The organism is Aquabacterium sp. (assembly GCF_036279655.1).
Lineage (GTDB): Bacteria > Pseudomonadota > Gammaproteobacteria > Burkholderiales > Burkholderiaceae_C > Aquabacterium.
In genome coordinates, this window is sequence record NZ_DASUIT010000031.1 from 1 (window position 1) to 16,232 (window position 16,232).

Here is a 16,232-nt window from a genome sequence, read left to right on the forward strand (position 1 = left end):
TGCAACTGCGGCAGCAGGTCGGCCACGGCCACGTAGATGAAGCTGCTGGAGGCGGCGACCAGCAGGTAGGGAAACAGCGCCTCCCACGGGCCCACGATGAGGTAGCCCAGCACGCCGCCCAGCACCGAGGCCAGCCCCGACAGCGCGTTGTACACCAGCGCCTTGGCCCGGCTGAAGCCGGCGTTCAGCAGCACGATGTAGTCGCCCACCTCCTGCGGGATCTCGTGCGCGATGATCGCCAGCGAGGTCACCACGCCCAGTTGAGGGTCGAGCAGGAAGGCCCCGGCGATCAGCACCCCATCACAGAAGTTGTGGATGCTGTCGCCCACCAGCACGCTCAAGCCCCCACGCCCCGCCTGCTGCTGATCGAAGCCATGGTGGTGGTGGTGGTCATCGTGCTCATGGTGGTGACCATGCCGATACAGCTCGGCCTTCTCCAGCAGGAAGAAGAACATCAAGCCCCCCAGCAGGGTCAGGAACAAGGCATCGGGTGGCGCATGGGTCTGGAAGGCTTCTGGCAACACATGCAGCAAGGCCGTGCCCAGCAGCACCCCGGTGGACAGGCTCACCAGGTGACGCACGATCAGGCCAAGCAAGGGGGCCGACAGTGCTGCTGCCAGCACCACGGACACGACACCCCCCAGCAGGGTGGCCAACAGGATATATACAAGCGTCATGGCTTCATCTTAGCAATCCTGTCAAGCGGGCTGCGGGTTTGAGCGCTTTGTCGGGGGAGCGCAGGGCTGGGTCGGAGGGGGCCTGTCGTCCGGGCTTCAAGTGGGTGGTCCCGCTGCGCGGGACTGCCTTGCGGTGCTCGGCAGGAGGCAGCGTTGGCGAACTCGCTGCGCGCCCTGCGGGCTCTTCGCTCAAACAACGCCAACGAGTTTGAGCTTGATGCGTGCTACGCACGCCTGCCTCCCGCCTCCGCTCCTCAGCACCCACTCAGGCGCCCGCCCGACAGGCCCCCTCCGCCCTTGGTCGCCCTGCTCGTGGCATGCATAGGCCCCAAGCGCGTTCACGACGGCATGGCGTACGGGCTCTTCGCATGCCACCAGTGGGGCGATGAAGGGCCGAGGGGGGCTCTGGCCGGGCGCCTCGGGGGCGCCGAGCAGCGGAGCGTCGGGGTGGGCGCGCGTAGCGGGACCGCCCCCGTGAAGCCCGGACAGAGGCCCCCTCGGCCCGCGCCCCACGCTCTCACGCCAAAACGCTCAACCCGCCACCCGTCAGACCACCCAATTCAAGCGTCATCATCTTCGGGGACAATGCTTCCCCATGACCGCAGGCACCCGCACCTCCCCCCGTCGACCCGACGTCCTCGCCGCCATCGACATCGGCTCCAACAGCTTCCGGCTCGAAATCGCTGAAATCAGCCGGGGTCGCTACAAGCGGATCGACTACCTCAAGCAGACCGTGCGCCTGGGCGCCGGGCTCGACGAACACGGCATGCTGACCGACGAGGCCGCCCAACGTGGCCTGGACTGCCTCAGCCTGTTTGCCAGCCGCCTCAAGGGCTTTGCCCCCGAACAAGTGCGTGCCGTGGCCACCCAGACCCTGCGCGAAGCCCGCAACCGCGATGCCTTCCTGCACCGCGCCAATGCCGTGCTCGGTCACCCCATTGAAGTGATCTCCGGTCGCGAAGAAGCCCGCCTGATCTACCAGGGTGTGGCTCGCCTGCAACCCAGCGAACTCCCCCGCCTGGTCATCGACATCGGCGGGCGCTCCACCGAGATGATCCTCGGCCGCGGCCGCGCTGCCTCTCAGGCAGAGTCCTTCCGCATCGGCAGCGTCAGCCTGTCCATGAAACACTTCCCGGACGGCCGCTTCACGCGCGAAGCCTTCCGTGCCGCCCAGATCGAAGCCGGCGCCGAACTCGAAGAAGCCCTGCTGCCTTTTGCCCGCAACCACTGGCGCGAAGCCCTGGGCTCATCGGGCACCGTGGGCGCCATCTCGCAGATCCTGCAGGCCAGCGGCATCACCGATGGCAGCATCACCCCGGCCAGCCTGCGCTGGTGCATCGAGCAATGTCTCAAGGCCGGCCACATGGACCTGCTTGAACTGCCAGGTCTCAAAGCCGATCGCAAAGCCGTGCTCGGCGGTGGCCTGTCCATTCTCTACACCCTGGCCATGCATTTCGACATCGAGATCATGCATCCCGCCAAAGGAGCCTTGCGCCAGGGCGTGATCTTCGACCTCGAAGAGCGCATCGAAGCCAACCGCAACCACCGCCTGCCCGACCCGCGCGACGCCGCCGTGCGCGAACTGCAACGGCGCTTCCATGCCGACACCGTGCAGGCCGATCGTGTGCGCCGTCGCGCGCTGCTGCTGTGGGCCAGCCTCCATGAAGGGCGCAGCCGCGTCAATGGTGAAGCAGCCCGTGAACTGGGCTGGGCCGGGGATCTGCACGAGATCGGCATGATGGTCTCCCACCACGACCACCACCGTCACAGCAGCTATCTGCTCAGCCATGTGGACGCCGCCGGTTTCTCGCAGTCCCAACTGCGTCGCCTGGCCACCCTGGTGCTGGGTCAGCGCGGCGAACTCACCAAGCTGGCCGAACACCGCCACGACCGTACCGTGATGAATCAGGTGCTGTGTCTGCGGCTGGCCGCCATCCTGCATCACGCCCGCCTGGACCTGCCGCCACGGCTGGCCCAGTTGAAACAGGGCCGCGGTCGCACGGAACTGACACTGCAGCGGCGCTGGGCCGAACAACACCCTCGCACCCTCCATTTGCTGGCCGAAGAATCAGCCCGCTGGTCGCAGCATGGCGACCGCCAGTTGATCATCCATCTGGCCTGAGGCCCGCGGCGATCAGGGCGCGGGCGGCAGCGCCTTGCGGTACACCGGGCCCCACATCGGGTGCCCGGCCTCGGACTTGCTCAAGGCAAAGGCCGGGTCCGCCTGACGCGCAGCCTTGAAGGCGGCTGAACACAGACTCTCGCGCCGGCTCGTGCAATAGATGAAGGCCAGGTACTTGTGGGCACTGGCCCGATCAGGCCCGATCGACAAGCCCAGTTGCAGTGCGGCCTTGAGCTGGGTCTCGGCCTCGACATACTGCGCACTCTGGTAAGACTTGACCCCCAATGCCAGAGCGGTTTCGCCCGGCGCCGCCACGCGCTCGGCCGGCATGTCGGCGGGAGGGCGCGTCGCTGGCGGGGGCGGCGTGGCGCAACCGGCCATCAAGGCCACCATCAAGGCACTGAGCCCCCAACGGGCAGGAGAGGCAGCAAGAGCGTGAGCGTTCATGGTTCAGAAACTGTGGGTCACCGTGACGGATTGGCCCGCCTTGACATCCACCGTCTGCGTGTACGCCGGGAAGTCATCATTGCGGACCGTGATCGTGTGCTGGCCTTGCGGCAGCGAGAACTGGGTCAGCGGCGGTGTCACCCCCATGGCGCGGCGCCCCACGAAGACCCGCCCCCAGGGGCTGATCGCCAGACGCACCGTGCCTGTGGGCACCGGCTTGGCAGCCACTGCCACGGGCGCCACCGTCGCAGGCGGCTGAACAGGCGCGGGCGCCTGTGACACCGGTGCGGGCACGGCGGCAGCAGGCGCCTGCTGCAACACGGCCAAGGGCGCAGCACCACCTGCGGGCTGCGCCACCGAGGCCGCCGCGGCCACGGGCGGCACCACCACTGGAGCCACCACCGCCGGCCGCGCCACCACAGGCTGCGCCTGTGAGGCAGCAGACACATCGCTGGCCGGCTTGACCGGCCCCTTGCTGACCTGCCCCCAACCGACCCAGGCGATCCCCACCAGCAAGGCCGCGGCCACCGCACCCGCCCCCGCCAAGATGACGGTGCGAGATCCCGCTCCAGAAGACGCCACCGACGGCTGTGCCGCCTGACGGCTTGCCTTGGGTTCTGCCTTGCCAGACTTGCCCACCGTGGCCACACCGGCATCGGCCTGCCCATCGAGCCACTCGCGCAACTCCTGAGACAAGGTGCGCGCCGAGCGCGTGCGCTGCACCAAGTCACGCGCCATCGCCCGCATGGCGATCTCCGACAGGGCCTGGGGCACCTCGGGATTGAGCTCATGCGGCGGACGGAGCGCCTTGGTCAGCACCTCCGTGGTGATCTCATCGAGATCGCTGCCCCCGAAGGGCTTGCGCCCCGTGAGCAATTCATAGAGCACCACCCCCAGCGAGTACACATCGGCACGCCGATCCACCGGCTCGCGGCGAACCTGCTCCGGCGCCATGTAGTGGGGTGATCCGCCCACCAGCTCACCAAAACGGCTCATGCCATCGCTGACCTGGGACTCGACCTGACGGATGCGTGCGATCCCGAAATCCAGCACCCGCGGCTGCGTGCGCCCGACCATGAAGATGTTGGCGGGCTTGACGTCCCGATGGATCACGCCCTTGTGGTGGGCGTAGGACAGGGCATCGGCCACCCGGCGCACGATCAGCGCGGCCTGCCCCGGCGTGGGCCGCCAGCCAATGGCCAGCAACTGCCGCAGGTCCTTGCCACGCAGCAACTCCATGGCGATGTAAGTGCCCTGCGCACCCGCACCCGCGTCGTACACGGTCACGATGTGCGGATGACTCAGGCTGCCTGCCGCCTTGGCCTCGTTGAGGAACAAGGCATTGAACTGCTCGCGGTCCTGCTCGGGCAGGCTCACCTGCATCGTCTTGATGGCGATCAGGCGCGACAGCAGCGGGTCATGGGCGGCATAGACCGTGCCCAGCCCCCCCTCGCCGATGCAGTACTTCAGGGCATAGCGCCCCACATGGCCGATGGTCGGCAGTGCTTCGGGCGCGGTGCGCTGCTGCTCGGTCGGCTCAGCCTCGGGCAAAGGGCGCGTCGCAGCCACCGTGTCCTGGTCATCGTGCTCCAGGATCACAGGTTCAGCATCATCATCCTGCGGTGTGTTCACCATGCCACCTCCCTGGCAGACAAAACAGCGCTCAAGCAAACGGCCATCAGCCCCGCTGGGGTCGGGTCGCCTTCACCTCATCGGGGCGCAACACAGGGGCCAGATGATCCAGCACCCCGTTGACATACTTGTGACCATCGGTGCCGCCAAAGCTCTTGGCCAGCTCGACCGCCTCATTGATCGCCACCTTGTAGGGCACATCCAGACAGTGGGCCAGCTCATAGGCACCCACCCACAGCACCGCGTGCTCCACGGGCGACAACTCTTCCAGCGGCCGATCGAGGAACTTCAACAGGTGCGTGTCCAGGGTCTCGCGCAACTCGATGCAGCCCTTGAGCAAGGCATCGAAGTGCATGCGATCGCACTTGGCGAACTCTTCGAGCTCACGGATATTGGCCTCGACCGAGGACACCTCACGCGGGTTGATCTGCCACTCGTACAGGCCCTGCAAGGCGAACTCGCGGGCGCGGCGGCGTGCCGACTTGGTGCGATCGCGCACCGGGGCGCTCTTGCGAGTCGTCTGGGGGGTGGGGTCCACGCGGTCGTTCACAGCAGTTCGTCCAGCAAGTTGGCCATCTCGACGGCCACGCGGGCCGCATCTCGGCCCTTTTCCTCGACCCGGGCGACAGCCTGGGCTTCGTTTTCAACCGTCAGGATGCAGTTGGCAATGGGGATGTGGTGATCCAGGCTGACACGCGTGACCGCCGCGCCGCTCTCATTGGCGACCAGCTCGAAGTGGTAAGTCTCGCCACGGATGATGCAGCCCAGCGCCACCAGTGCGTCAAAGCGCTCACTGTCGGCCATGGCCTGCAGAGCCACGGGCACCTCCAGGGCGCCTGGCACGGTCACATGCTGGATGTGCTTGCGCTGCACGCCCAGGGCCAGCAGTTCATCGGTACATACCTGGGCCAGTTGACCCGTCAGCGCGTCGTTGAAACGGGCCTGGACGATGCCGATACGCAGGTCACGCCCATCAAGGTTGGCGGCCTGGCCTTTGTCAGCGCCTTGCATAGTGATTCAATCCCAAAAGAACAAGCGTCAAAGAACAATTCAAGGGGCGTCTTCAATGCCCTGGCGGCAGGCTTTGCCCGTCCGCCGTCAGGAAACCTGTGACCTCCAGCCCGAAGCCCACCATGCTGGGCATGCGACGCTGATTGCCCAGCAAGCGCATGCGGTGCACGCCCAGAGCCTTGAGGATCTGGGCACCCACACCGTAGGTGCGCAGGTCCATGGCCGCCTTGGGGGCTTCCTCGGTGGGGGCCGGCAGCAACTGCTCCAGCAGGCGCTCGCTGTCGTCGCCAACATTGAGCAATACCGCCACGCCCCGCCCCGCCTCGCGGATCTGGGCCAACGCCTTGGCCAGCGGCCAGGAGTGCGCGCGGCTGCCTGCATCCAGCCAGTCCATCACCGACAAGGGCTCGTGCACGCGCACCAGCACTTCGTCGTCGGCCTTCAGGCTGCCCGGGGTCATGCCCAGCGTCAGCGCCAGATGCACGGCACCAGTGCGGTCACGGAACACACGGGTCTCGAAGGGACCTTCAGGCGTCTGCAGCGTGCGCGAGCCCAACCCTTCGATGATGGTTTCGTTGCGGCTGCGGTACTCGATCAGGTCGGCAATGGTGCCGATCTTGAGCCCATGCTCCTTGGCAAACACCTCCAGATCGGGCAGGCGCGCCATGGTGCCGTCGTCGTTCATGATCTCGCAAATCACCGACGACGGGGTCAGCCCGGCCATGCCTGCCAGATCGCAACCGGCTTCGGTGTGCCCCGCGCGCATCAGCACGCCGCCATCCTGAGCCTGAAGCGGGAAGATGTGCCCCGGCTGCACCAGGTCGGCCGGCTTGGCATGGCGCGCCACGGCAGCGGCCACCGTGCGCGCACGGTCGGCGGCGGAAATGCCGGTGGTCACGCCCTCGCGTGCCTCGATGGACACGGTGAACGCCGTGCCATGCTTGGTGCCGTTGCGAGACACCATGGGCGGCAACTGCAGCTGCTCGCAGCGCTCGCGCGTGAGGGTCAGGCAGATTAGCCCACGGCCGTACTTGGCCATGAAATTGATCGTCTCTGGCGTCACGTGATCGGACGCCAGCACCAGGTCGCCTTCGTTTTCGCGGTCTTCTTCATCCACCAGGATGACCATGCGGCCCGCTGCCAACTCGGCGATCAGTTCAGGAATAGGAGAAATGGCCATCCCGACATTGTAGGGGGGCGCCACCCTGTTTTGGGGAAAACACCAGGGCAGCCCCACGAAGCGGCGGCCCTTGTGGCCGACTCAGGACGGCAATTTGCCTTCGACCGACAACATGCGTTCCACATAACGGGCGATCAGGTCCACCTCCAGGTTGACCCGGGTGCCGGCCTTCAGATCGCCCAGCGAGGTGTTCTCGATGGTGTGTGGGATCAGGTTGATGCTGAACTCGGCACTGCCGTCCGGCGCGTCCGACACGCTGTTGACCGTCAGACTGGCGCCGTTGACCACGATCGAGCCCTTGTAGGCCAGGAAACGCGCCAGGGCCTTCGGGGCGCGGATGCGCAACTCCCAGGACTCGCCCACAGGCTCGAAGCGACTGACCTCGCCCACCCCATCCACATGGCCGGAGACCAGGTGTCCCCCCAGGCGGTCGTTGGCGCGCAAGGCTTTTTCCAGGTTGACGCGGCCCAGCCCATCCAGGCCGGCCGTGCGCGCCAGGCTCTCGGCCGACACATCGATGGTGTAGCGCCCCGTGGCCGCATCGAACGTGGTCACGGTCATGCAGGCGCCGTTGTGGGCAATGCTGTCGCCCAGGCCCACGTCATCCAGGTAGCCCGCAGGGGCTTGCACCGTCAGGCGGCGGCCGTGGCTGGCCTGATCACCCAATGGTTGGGAGTCGACGATCTGGCCCACGCCAGTGATGATGCCGGTGAACATGAAAACAATCCTTTGAGACTCAGAAATGATCGGCGCCGGGGCGACGCGCCAGCAGTCGGACATCGCCGCCCACCATCGCCACCTCACGCCAGACAAACTCAGGCGCCTGCGCCAGGCTGGGCAGCACCGCCAGATCCGCCAGCGCCCGTCCGGGCCCCAGCAGCTTGGGCGCAAGATACACCAGCAGCTCGTCGGCCCAGCCCTCCTGGATCAAAGACCCCGTGAGGGCTGCGCCTGCCTCCACGTGCAACTCGTTCACCCCCCGGCGCGCCAGCTCGGCCAGCACCTGGGCCAGATCCGGGTGGCGGCCCGCCGCATCGGCCGCCAGGGGCACCACCTGCACCCCTGCCTGCGCCAGGGCGGCCTGACGCTCGGGCGCCTGCTCGGCCAGCCCCAGCACCAGCACGTCGCCCGGCGTCTGTCCCAGCAGCGCCGCATCCAGGGGCAGGCGCCAGTGCGAGTCGAGCACCACCCGCCAGGGCTGCCGCGCCACGCTCAGGGCGCGCACATCCATGCGGGGGTTGTCGGCCAGCACCGTGCCGATGCCCGTGAGCACCGCCGTGGCCCGGGCCCGCCAGGCATGGCCGTCGGCCCGCGCCGCCTCCCCGGTGATCCACTGACTCTGGCCGTCCGGCAAGGCGGTGCGCCCGTCCAGCGAGGCCGCCATCTTCACGCGCACCCAGGGGCGCTGGCGGCTCATGCGGGACAGAAAACCGATGTTCAGCTCCCGCGCCTCAACGGCTGCCGGGTGGTCGGTGGGCAGCACATCGACCGCGATGCCCGCCGCGCGCAGCCGCGCCACCCCCTGCCCCGCCACCAGCGGATTGGGGTCGGCCAGGGCCACCATGACACGGGCCACCTGGGCCTTCACGAGGGCATCGGCGCACGGCGGGGTGCGCCCGAAATGGGCACAGGGCTCCAGCGTCACCCAGGCGGTCGCCCCCTGGACGGACCGGCCTCGTGCCTGGGCATCCCGCAAGGCCATCACCTCGGCATGGGGGCCACCCGCCTGCTGGGTGTGGCCCTGGCCGATCAGCTCGCCCTGGGGGGACGTGATCACGCAGCCCACCCGGGGATTGGGCTCGGACAGGGCAATGGCCCGGCGTGCCAGGGCCAGGGCCTCAGGCCACCGATCCACCCCTTCCCCCGTCTCTTGCGCCCGCATCCGTGATGTCCTCAGGTTGAAAAAATGTTGCCAAGTGTCCATTGTCCACGCTGGCGATGCTCCGCTCGTCACCACCAGACAACCGTTCGTCCAACTGCCGCCCCGCCCTGGCCCTCGCCTCTCCAATAATCAAGCCATGCACAAGTCTCCACTCCCATCTGCGTCCATGCTCCCCCGCATCGCTCGGGGCTTCACGCTTCTGGAAGCCCTGGTGGTTCTGGCCCTCATCGGCACGCTGGCGGCCATTGGCATACCGCAACTGCAGAACTTCAGCAACCGCAAACTCGTCGACAGTCAGGTCGCCAGTCTGGCCAGCAGCTTCCGGCTCGCCCGCGCCGAGGCCATCCGCCGCGGCCGTCTGGTCACGGTCTGCCCCAGTGACAACCCGGACGCTGCCGCCCCGACCTGCTCGGCTGGTGGTGGCACCTTGGGCTGGGCCTCGGGCTGGATTGTCTTTGAGGACGACCCCCAGGCCGGCGCCCGTGGCGTGATCGATGCTGGCGACACCATCATTTCATCTCAGGGTGCCTTTCCGCGCAGCGGAGGTGTCATCGTCAACACGGCGGGCTACTTCATCACCTTCCAGGGCAATGGCCTGCCCGTACGCGGGGCCCCCTTCCCGAACACGACGTTCACGATCTATCCCGACAGTTCGGACAAGCTCTCCAGCAAGCTCAGCAAGACGGTTGTCATCGACGTCGTTGGCAGAGCACGTATCGCACTCCTCAACCCATGAGCACCCGCATGTACGGTTCCACCCCCCTCCTGCGCCCTCACCGACAACACCGGGGCGCCTCCTTGATCGAAGTGCTGGTGGCGGCCCTGCTGCTGGCCATTGGTCTGCTGGCCATGGTGGGCATCCAGGCCACAGCCACCCGACTCAGCAAGGACGCGCAAAGCCGAAGCATGGCCACCGAACTGGCCAGCAGCTTTGCCGAAATGGTGCGCGCCAACACGGCGGGCGCCCAGGCCGGTGGCTATGTCTATACCGTCCCCTACGCTCCCCTGCGGGCGGCTGTTCCGCCACCGGCACAACCATGCAACACGGCCATCCCCTGCACACCGGTGCAACTGGCTGCCGTGGACCTGGCTCAATGGCGAGAGGCGGCCAGACAAGCCCTGCCGGGCGGTGGTTTGATCTCCACCCTGACAGTCCCTCCCCCGAACGTCCAGGCGCCCGTGATTGACCTGTGGGTGCTCTGGCTGGGCGCGGAAGCCGACGATGCGGCTGACGCAGCCACCCAGCAATTGACCACGAACTGCCCGGCCGCCATGGGCAATCCCAATCCTCGCCCCCAATGCATGCTCTTCAGGATCCAGCTATGAACGGCACCCCGACCTTGAGCCGCAGCATGGCTCCCACTCAGGCTGGCCGCACCCTGATCGAACTCATGGTGGCGCTGGTGATCGGCTTTGTCATCCTGGGCGCCGTGATGCTGTCCTCGGTGGGAGGCAACCAGTCAGGCGCGCGCCAGAGCGCCCAGGCCCGGCTCGACGACGAAGCCGCCATCATCGCCAACGTCCTGAACTGGCACTTGCGTGTCGCGGGTTACAGCACGATGCGCACCTACATGTCCCCAGCGGGCAATCTAGCGGGAACCCCCAACACCCACTTTGCCGGCCCGTCCGTTCTGGGCTGCGAAAACGGCATCGCCAACCTCAATGCCCCCAACTACACGGCGATCAACTGCAACGGCGGCGCCCCTGGGGCCGCCCCTGATGCCGTGGCCGTCATGTATGAGGCCGACAACTTCAACACCATCCCCACCGGAGCGGGTCTGCCCACCGACTGCCTGGGGCAGGCCGTTCCTGCCACCACACCGTCCGACATGGGCACGGGCGTCAACTACCGGCTGGCAGAGAACCGCTTTTACATCGCACCCAATCCTCAAACCGGCATGAATGCCCTGTATTGCGCCGGCAGCGGCAACGTCGGCGCTGGGCAACCGCTGGTCGACAACGTGCTGGACATGCAGATCACCTACGGTGTGGCCGATGTTCCCACCGCCGCCCAGGCAGACCTGCTGCAAGTGCCCTTCTTTGAGCCGGTCATGTACCTGACCGCCGCCCAAGTGCTGGCCTTGCCTGCCTCGCCTCCCACCACCAACCTGCCGATCGACAACTGGCGGCGGGTTGTCAGCATCAATATCTGCCTGCTGATGGCCTCCGAGCCCAACGCCATGGATCAACCCACCCCCTATGTGGACTGCAACGGGGTGCGGGTCGTGCCCAATGACCTGCGCTTCTACCGCACCGTCTCGATCAACACCGGTTTCAAGAACCGAACCCCTGCCTGCGCAGATGCCACCGCAGCCCCCGGCGCCGCCAGGCCCAACCCCAGCAGGTGCGCCTTCTGATGGCGCCGTCCAGATCATGACCACCCAACCACATTCCAGCCGGACCTCGGTTCCATCTCGCGCACCACAGCAGGGCATCGTCCTGGTCATCGCCCTGATCATGATGGGGGTGATTGCCGCCGGCTCCGCCATTGCCATCAAGCTGGCCATGTCGAGTGGGCAGATTGCCGCCAGCCTGCGTGGCAACAGTCTGGCCATGCAGGCGGCCGAAGCCGGCTTGCGCTGGTGCGAGCTTCAGGCGCGCCTGGCGGTCCGGGGCAACGTTTCCGCTGTGGTGATTCAGGAGGAGACTGGGGAGGGCCTGGAGCTTTGGCGCAACCGCAACAATTTCAGCGATGACGCCCTCGTGGCCAGCGTTCCCCAAAATATCCTGGCCACCAATGGCCTGATCAGCTACCCGCGTACGCCTGAATGCCTGGTCCAGCGCTTTTCGCTGCCCCCTCCGCTGATGGCCGAAACCGCCGGTGCCCCATCCATCAAGGATCAGAACGAGCTTTTGCTGATCACTGTCCGGGGGTTCAGCCCAGACTACCGCCGTGGCGCCAATTCCACCGGCGGTGAGGTCTGGCTGCAGTCCATCCTCTCGATCCCACTTTTTTGATCCCGCAGGAGTCGATCCATGTACCGCACTCATCACTCCCGTGCCGCCGCGAGCGTTCGCTCGGCCCTTCAACTGACCTGCCTGCTGCTGATGGCAGGCCTCTGGTCGGCCGCCACCGCCGCCCCCTCTCAGAAATCACTGCTCAGCCGAGCCAGCGGCAAGACCGACCCCAACATCTTCTACACGCTGGACGATTCAGGTTCGATGGCCTTCTCGCATGCCCCGGACTCGGTCTGGGCCGGCATGTCGAACAACATCTTTCCGCTCTTCCATCCCAGTGACAATCTGTCGCGCTTGCCCTCCTTTATTCCTTCGAGCTATGTGATCCGTCAGACCTGCGTGGTTCGCACAGACGTTTCCAGCAGTTTTGGCACGTCCAATCTCCGCCTGCGCTCTCCGCAATTCAACAAGATCTACTACAACCCGGCCGTGCGCTATCGTCCCTGGGCCAAAGCCAACCCCACCGACCCAGACTTCGGCAATGCGTCCTACACCGCTGCGCGGATCGATCCCCGCTACATCTGGAACACCGGTGACAGCGATGCATCCAATGTCACCGTCAACCTCAGCACCACGTCACCGGTACCCACCGCCCCCAGTGGATCAGGCACCGGCCCCAAGGGGTGGTGCACGGCCAACAATGCCACCACCACGGCCCCCGCCAGCTTCAATCCTGCGGTCTATTTCCGGTTCAAACTGAACCCTGCCACGGCCACAGCCACACAGATCAACGACGTCAACAACTACGTCCTGGTCAATCTGAATACTGACGAAAAAACCTTCATCGACGACACGACCGCCAGCACCAAAGGCGACCGCCGCACCGACTGCGTCTCGCGGGCCGACGGCAAGTGCTCCCTGGCTGAAGAGCGGCAGAACTTTGCCAACTGGTTCACTTACTACCGCACACGCAGCTTGCTGGCACGGGGCGCCACCAGCCTGGCCTTCTCCAAGCTCACCGAACCGTTCCGCCTGGGTTACGGCCGCATCAACTACAGCGGCAGCACCTCGGTGGACAACATCTCTGGCGCCCCCAGCAAGACCATCGTGTCCGGGGTGCGTGACTTCAAGGTCAGCACGACCCCACGGGCCAATTTCTTCTCGTGGCTCTATACCGTGCCATACAACGGCGGCACCCCCTTGCGTCGCGCCATGGATGACGTTGGCCAGTATTTCATGGTCAAAGACAGCAAAGGCCCCTGGGGCAAGACACCCGGCTCTGGCGTCGAAGACACCAGCAGCCACCTCAGTTGCCGCAAGAGCTATCACATCTTCATGACCGATGGCTACTGGAACCTCGACGCTGCCCGATCGACCATCAACGGCACGAACTGGGACGGCAACAACGGCACCGCAATCGCCGACAACCGGGACGGACGCACTTACACCTACTCCACGGCTGCCACCGATGGCATTGCAGCGACCTCTCCGTACAAGGACGGCAACACAGGCACATTGGCCGACGTGGCCCAGTACTACTGGGTCAATGATCTGCGCCCGGACATCAAGAACAACCTGTCCGTCGAGATGTACGAAGACAATCTCAAGAAGCCTTTCTACAGTGCTGCCAAAGGCATTGACCGACTGGACCACGCCTTCTGGCAACACCTGACCACCTTCACCGTGGGGCTGGGCATCACAGGCACCAAGGACCCTGCGCTGGGAGCCCCCCCCTCTGGCGGCTGGCCTGCGCCCGTCTCTGATGGCGCCACGGCCGTGGATGACCTGTGGCATGCCGCCGTCAATGGGCGTGGCAAGTACCTCAGCGCATCCAATCCGCAGGAGTTCCAGGACGCTCTGGACGCGACGCTCCGCGAAATCTTCGACGACCAAACGGCACCTTCAGGCGTGGCGGTGTCGTCCTTTGTGATCACCAGTGGCAGCAAGAAGTACGTGCCCAGTTTCTCTCAACCGCAATGGATCGGAGACATCACGGCCTATGACATGTCCACAGGCAGCACTGGCGGCATCGTCTGGAAGGCATCCGAGCAACTGCCCGCGGCCAACCTCCGCAATATCTTCATCTGGAACGGCGCATCCGCCGTGGAGTTCAACAACACGCTGTCAACCGACATGCGTGCTGCAGCACTCTGGAACTTGGCGGCCGATGCGCCGGACAGTCTGATCAACTTCCTGCGCGGTGACCGCAGCCTGGAGGGCAACGGTTATCGCTGTCGCGGCGACATGCCTGGCACCACCGTCTGCAGCGTGCGCAAGACCGGTGAAGAAAACCGCGGCCTGCTCGGCGATGTGGTCAACAGCATGCCCACCCTGATCAAGGGCAATGTGGACCTCAGCTACGAGTTCCTGCCCAGCGGCGCTGCGGGTCGCAGCACCTACCGCAGCTTCGTGTCCTCCAAGAAGAAGCGCAGCGTCGGTGCCTTGTTCGTGGGTGCCAATGACGGCATGTTGCACGCCTTCGACGACTCGAACGGCAAGGAAGTCTTTGCCTTCATCCCTCAGGCCGTGATGGGCAATCTGGCTCGGCTGGCGGACATCAACTACGGCGGCACGACCGACGAAGTGGCCACCAACTCCCATCGCTATTTCGTCGATGGCCCCATGACCGAATCGGACGCCTATTTGGGCAGCACCTGGACCAACGTCCTGGTGGGCAGCACCGGCGCTGGCGGCAAGTCTGTCTTCGCCCTGAAAATGGACACGACCACCCCGACCAGTCTGAATGCCAACTCGGTGATGTGGGAAATCAACACCATGGCCTCCAACGGCTTCACGGCCAAGAGCAAGCTGGGCTATGTCACCAACCCGGTGGCTGTGGGCAGGATGATGAACGGGCAATGGGCCGCCATCTTTGGCAATGGTCTGGACAGCACGGACGGCAAGGCCTATCTGATGGTGGTCAACCTCAGCGATGGCAGCCTGATCACCGCGATCCCCGCTGGCAGCGCCACCGGCAATGGCCTGGGCGGCGTGACGCTGGTCAGGAACAGCGAGCGCACGGTGGTCGCAGCCTATGCCGGCGATGCCAAAGGCAATCTCTGGCGCTTCGACCTCGAAGCCACCACGTCGGGCAGTTGGAAAGCCGGTCTGAGTGGCATGCCCCTTTACGCAGGTTCCAGCTCTCAGCCCATCACAGCGGCCCCCACCTTCATGCCTCACCCCTCGGGCGGCCTGATGGTCTTGTTCGGAACAGGCCGGCTCTACGCCACAGGCGATGAGCAAAACACCGATGGTCAGACCTTGTATGGCGTGTGGGATCCCACCGTGGTGGGCAAGTCATCGGCCAGCACGGTCAGCGTTTCGGGCACCAGCCAACTGGTCCAACAGACCATCACGCCCACGGTCATCATCGGCAAGTCAGGCAGGTACTACAAGGTGTCGCAAAACGGCGTGATCTGGACAGGCAGCAGCGCCAAGCGGGGCTGGTACGTCAACATGACCCTGGCAACAGGTCAGCGCAACATCTTTGACCCCTTTATCCTGGGCGGACTGGCCTTCTTCAACACCATCGCACCGACCACCCCCAACGATGACTGTGATCCCGTGACCTCTGCGGGCTTTACATTCGCCATCGATCCGCTGACGGGCGGCATGCCCAAGTTCGCGACCTTCGACGTCAATGGTGACGGTGTCATCAACGCCACGGACACCGAGGTGGGCGTGATCGAGGTGACCTCCGACGGGCGCATGGTGCCCGTCATCAAGAAGAAGGTCACCTGCCCGGACTGTCCTTTGGAGCAGCCCTGCGCCGGTGGTTCACCCATTCAACTCGAGGGCTCCGGTCTGTCGACCGCGACCTGCGGTGCCAAACGCTACACACAGCGCTACTGGCACCAGATTCAGAACTACCCCCGTTAAGGACCCCCGCATATGCTGATCGAGCACCCACACGGCCCAGTTCGCGAGCCTGGAAAACGCGGATTCACCCTGGTTGAGCTTCTCATCGCGGTGGCGATCGTGAGCATTCTGGCGGCGATCGCTGTGCCCACCTACACCCAGCACGTTCAACGCGGACGTCGCACCGAAGTGCAGGCCGCTTTGCTGGAGGCACAGCAGTTCATGCAACGGCTGTACAACGCCAACAACGGCTATCTGGTCAATGGTGCGCAACCGCAATTGCCTGCGTCCCTGCGCACCGTGCCTTTCAATGTCGCCAGCCCCAACTACGACATCACCGTCGTAGCCACCGACACCACCTTTGTATTGACAGCCACACCCCGCTCAGGAGGCACCATGGCGACGGACGCCTGCGGCGCCCTGAGCATCAACCAGCGCAACGCCAAGAGCGTCAGCGGATCAGGCAAAACCGTAGCGGACTGCTGGAAGTAACACGGCCCCAAACAAAAAAAGCACCTCCAAGGA

The 16,232-nt window shown here is 65.4% G+C and carries 15 protein-coding genes; 7 read left to right on the forward strand and 8 right to left on the reverse strand.

Going from position 1 to position 16,232, the window contains the following annotated elements; all coding sequences use genetic code 11:
- A partial coding sequence (locus VFW84_RS03475) for a ZIP family metal transporter (protein WP_329679040.1) occupies positions 1 to 677 on the reverse strand: 677 nt, incomplete at its 3' end.
- Positions 678 to 1,272: 595 nt separating this feature from the next.
- On the opposite strand from VFW84_RS03475, the gene ppx reads away from it, so the two are divergent.
- The gene (ppx, locus tag VFW84_RS03480) at positions 1,273 to 2,799 is read left to right on the forward strand and encodes an exopolyphosphatase (protein ID WP_329679041.1); all 1,527 of its coding nucleotides are present in this window, start codon (positions 1,273 to 1,275) and stop codon (positions 2,797 to 2,799) included.
- 12 nt (positions 2,800 to 2,811) lie between these two features.
- Here the strand turns inward: ppx and VFW84_RS03485 are convergent, their stop codons facing one another.
- The 7 genes from VFW84_RS03485 to ribD form a co-directional block, all read right to left on the reverse strand.
- A complete protein-coding gene (locus VFW84_RS03485) occupies positions 2,812 to 3,246 on the reverse strand; it encodes a TssQ family T6SS-associated lipoprotein (RefSeq protein ID WP_329679042.1) in 435 nt (144 codons plus the stop codon).
- A gap of 3 nt (positions 3,247 to 3,249) precedes the next feature.
- Positions 3,250 to 4,881 carry a serine/threonine-protein kinase gene (locus tag VFW84_RS03490; protein ID WP_329679043.1) on the reverse strand — a complete coding sequence of 544 codons (1,632 nt, stop codon included), beginning with the start codon at positions 4,879 to 4,881 and terminating at the stop codon, positions 3,250 to 3,252.
- Positions 4,882 to 4,924: 43 nt separating this feature from the next.
- A complete protein-coding gene (gene nusB, locus VFW84_RS03495) occupies positions 4,925 to 5,428 on the reverse strand; it encodes a transcription antitermination factor NusB (RefSeq protein ID WP_414638883.1) in 504 nt (167 codons plus the stop codon).
- Complete coding sequence (gene ribH / locus VFW84_RS03500; protein WP_329679045.1) at positions 5,425 to 5,889, reverse strand: 6,7-dimethyl-8-ribityllumazine synthase; 465 nt, start codon at positions 5,887 to 5,889, stop codon at positions 5,425 to 5,427. The genes nusB and ribH overlap by 4 nt, the downstream gene beginning before the upstream one ends.
- A 52-nt stretch (positions 5,890 to 5,941) precedes the next feature.
- Positions 5,942 to 7,069 (reverse strand): bifunctional 3,4-dihydroxy-2-butanone-4-phosphate synthase/GTP cyclohydrolase II, encoded by a 1,128-nt coding sequence (ribBA, locus tag VFW84_RS03505; protein ID WP_329679046.1) that lies wholly within the window; start codon positions 7,067 to 7,069, stop codon positions 5,942 to 5,944.
- Between the two features lie 81 nt (positions 7,070 to 7,150).
- A complete protein-coding gene (locus tag VFW84_RS03510) occupies positions 7,151 to 7,786 on the reverse strand; it encodes a riboflavin synthase (RefSeq protein WP_329679047.1) in 636 nt (211 codons plus the stop codon).
- 19 nt (positions 7,787 to 7,805) lie between these two features.
- The gene (ribD, locus tag VFW84_RS03515) at positions 7,806 to 8,951 is read right to left on the reverse strand and encodes a bifunctional diaminohydroxyphosphoribosylaminopyrimidine deaminase/5-amino-6-(5-phosphoribosylamino)uracil reductase RibD (RefSeq protein WP_329679048.1); all 1,146 of its coding nucleotides are present in this window, start codon (positions 8,949 to 8,951) and stop codon (positions 7,806 to 7,808) included.
- 166 nt (positions 8,952 to 9,117) lie between these two features.
- Here ribD and VFW84_RS03520 point away from each other — a divergent pair, with 166 nt between their 5' ends.
- The 6 genes from VFW84_RS03520 to VFW84_RS03545 are packed head-to-tail and all read left to right on the forward strand — an operon-like array spanning position 9,118 to position 16,199.
- Positions 9,118 to 9,687 (forward strand): GspH/FimT family pseudopilin, encoded by a 570-nt coding sequence (locus VFW84_RS03520; RefSeq protein WP_329679049.1) that lies wholly within the window; start codon positions 9,118 to 9,120, stop codon positions 9,685 to 9,687.
- Between the two features lie 8 nt (positions 9,688 to 9,695).
- The gene (gene pilV / locus VFW84_RS03525; protein ID WP_329679050.1) at positions 9,696 to 10,277 is read left to right on the forward strand and encodes a type IV pilus modification protein PilV; all 582 of its coding nucleotides are present in this window, start codon (positions 9,696 to 9,698) and stop codon (positions 10,275 to 10,277) included.
- A complete protein-coding gene (locus VFW84_RS03530; RefSeq protein WP_329679051.1) occupies positions 10,274 to 11,308 on the forward strand; it encodes a PilW family protein in 1,035 nt (344 codons plus the stop codon). Before pilV ends, VFW84_RS03530 begins: the two co-directional genes overlap by 4 nt.
- Positions 11,309 to 11,324: 16 nt before the next feature.
- Entirely contained in the window at positions 11,325 to 11,909 is a 585-nt protein-coding gene (locus VFW84_RS03535) for a hypothetical protein (protein ID WP_329679052.1), read from the forward strand.
- 18 nt (positions 11,910 to 11,927) lie between these two features.
- Positions 11,928 to 15,728, forward strand: a complete 3,801-nt coding sequence (locus VFW84_RS03540; RefSeq protein ID WP_329679053.1) for a pilus assembly protein — start codon at positions 11,928 to 11,930, stop codon at positions 15,726 to 15,728.
- 12 nt (positions 15,729 to 15,740) lie between these two features.
- Entirely contained in the window at positions 15,741 to 16,199 is a 459-nt protein-coding gene (locus VFW84_RS03545) for a type IV pilin protein (protein WP_329679054.1), read from the forward strand.
- Positions 16,200 to 16,232 lie beyond the last annotated feature (33 nt).

Bases quoted from the DNA above. Each gene is read 5' to 3' on its own strand.
- ribH (WP_329679045.1), bottom strand. From the start codon at position 5,889: ATGCAAGGCGCTGACAAAGGCCAGGCCGCCAACCTTGATGGGCGTGAC.
- pilV (WP_329679050.1), top strand. From the start codon at position 9,696: ATGTACGGTTCCACCCCCCTCCTGCGCCCTCACCGACAACACCGGGGC.
- VFW84_RS03530 (WP_329679051.1), top strand. From the start codon at position 10,274: ATGAACGGCACCCCGACCTTGAGCCGCAGCATGGCTCCCACTCAGGCT.
- VFW84_RS03485 (WP_329679042.1), bottom strand. From the start codon at position 3,246: ATGAACGCTCACGCTCTTGCTGCCTCTCCTGCCCGTTGGGGGCTCAGT.
- VFW84_RS03535 (WP_329679052.1), top strand. From the start codon at position 11,325: ATGACCACCCAACCACATTCCAGCCGGACCTCGGTTCCATCTCGCGCA.
- VFW84_RS03520 (WP_329679049.1), top strand. From the start codon at position 9,118: ATGCTCCCCCGCATCGCTCGGGGCTTCACGCTTCTGGAAGCCCTGGTG.
- ribBA (WP_329679046.1), bottom strand. From the start codon at position 7,069: ATGGCCATTTCTCCTATTCCTGAACTGATCGCCGAGTTGGCAGCGGGC.
- VFW84_RS03510 (WP_329679047.1), bottom strand. From the start codon at position 7,786: ATGTTCACCGGCATCATCACTGGCGTGGGCCAGATCGTCGACTCCCAA.
- VFW84_RS03540 (WP_329679053.1), top strand. From the start codon at position 11,928: ATGTACCGCACTCATCACTCCCGTGCCGCCGCGAGCGTTCGCTCGGCC.
- VFW84_RS03490 (WP_329679043.1), bottom strand. From the start codon at position 4,881: ATGGTGAACACACCGCAGGATGATGATGCTGAACCTGTGATCCTGGAG.
- ribD (WP_329679048.1), bottom strand. From the start codon at position 8,951: ATGCGGGCGCAAGAGACGGGGGAAGGGGTGGATCGGTGGCCTGAGGCC.
- VFW84_RS03545 (WP_329679054.1), top strand. From the start codon at position 15,741: ATGCTGATCGAGCACCCACACGGCCCAGTTCGCGAGCCTGGAAAACGC.
- ppx (WP_329679041.1), top strand. From the start codon at position 1,273: ATGACCGCAGGCACCCGCACCTCCCCCCGTCGACCCGACGTCCTCGCC.